We start from the raw sequence: 1,734 nt of genomic DNA, 5'->3' as shown, positions 1-1,734 counted from the left end.
TCTAAGTAGTACCAGCGACCGCCGTCAGTAGCCAACCAAGTATTTCTCAGCATCTTACCGTCTTTGATCATATACCAGTCAGAACCAGAAGCTACCCATTTATAAGCAGCAGGAGTACCGTCTTCGTTGTTGTAACCCCAGTTACCGTTACCCATGTCATACCATCCAGCTACTGCTGTAGTACCTAAGTTATCGAATGCTTCACGTAAATTTTCAATCTTAGTTTCAGCTGCTCTAACCGCTTTACCTTCAGCTTTAGTCAGATTATTTTCATAAGTTCCATCTTTAGTTAATTCATAGATAGCATCCTCAGCAGCTTCTAAAGTTTTCTTATCAGTTGCTTTGATATTTGCAGGAGTTAACTTCTCGATTGCAGTAGTAACTGCCTCTAAAGCATCAGCCACTTCGTTCATTCGTTTTTCAACAACATCATAGCCAAACAATCCTTTTTCTTTGTCAACTAATGCAGTTAAATATTCAGGGAATGTGTTATCAAATGTGTTTCTTTGAGCAGTAGTAGAATTAGCAGTATAATCAGATTTATCTACATAATAGTTGCCAACTTTTCTAGTTTCCATCGTGTAAATTGCATCAATTACGTCTTCCTTAGCAGCTTTTAAAATTACCCATTGGTCAGAATTTAATACATCAGCTAAATCATTCGCATTATCTTCATTTTTAGCCTTTTTAAAAGATTTAGTAAATGTTTTTAGTGTTACCTTACTACTTCCATCAATCTTTGTAGTACTTTCTACCTTCGTCTTAATAAAATCATTATAAGCATCAGATTTTAGAACATCTGAATTTGCTCCTATACCATCAAGAATCTCTTGATAAGCATCTAAAATAGCTATTACAGCGTCCTCATCTTTGAATCGATCATAATAATCATGATCTTTTATCATTTTAATACGTTTATTGATATCACTCTTACTGTTCAACTTAACAGATTCAGGTGATAATGTTGTTACAGCCTTTCCCTCACCACCTAAAATTTCACCAATTTTTTTTGCATCTTTGTCATTAGAGACTTTTTTACTCAAATCTGTCGTTTTTTCATCTAAATCATTTTGCAGAATAGCATCAAAAGCTAGTACAAAATTAGATAAATCAGAATCAGCAGTATTTCCTAAATACTCATTAATGTTCTCATTTGTAGTAGTATATGCATCCATAACAGCACTTGCTAATTCATTGCTTGCGTAGTCATCATTACTTACGATACCTAAATATTTACCATAATTCTTTTTGAATGTTTTCAATTTTTCAAATGCTGCTTTTACATCTGAATAATTTCCATCATTGACAGTTGACCAGTCTGTAGCCCCTACTTCGTTATAAATATTTTTAAGAAGTGTATCTAATGGAGAACCCGCTTTAACTTCTTCATCAATTAAAGAACCAGCGCCTAAATATGTTTCTAAAGCAGAAACTACACCCTTCCATGTTGAAATATTAGCTTTTTCAGTATAACCAAGACTTGCTTCACCTGCAAAAGCTGTTAATGCGTCAGTATAAGCTGATATAGAAATGGCTTTTAGAATATTGACTTGTTTACCTTCAACATCAGCAATTTTGATATCACTTTCAATAGTTACATCGCCAAATTTTGTTCCATCTAAAGCACCCATAACAGCCACATAGACTGATGCGCCACAATCTTTTTCTGCAGCATCATTTTTACAAATACCTTCCGCTGGCTTAGAATAAGTAGCAAACACAGGAGCAGCATTG

1 protein-coding gene is annotated in these 1,734 nt (G+C 34.3%); it reads right to left on the bottom strand.

Annotated elements, in window-relative coordinates; all coding sequences use genetic code 11:
* A partial coding sequence (locus DAHG_RS21500) for a hypothetical protein (RefSeq protein WP_034457588.1) occupies positions 1–1,734 on the bottom strand: 1,734 nt, incomplete at both ends.

The organism is Dielma fastidiosa (assembly GCF_000313565.1).
In the GTDB taxonomy this organism is placed as follows: Bacteria; Bacillota_I; Bacilli_A; order Erysipelotrichales; family Erysipelotrichaceae; genus Dielma; species Dielma fastidiosa.
The sequence above is the reverse complement of the archived record's forward strand: the minus strand, read 5'-3'. Positions and strand labels throughout refer to the sequence as shown.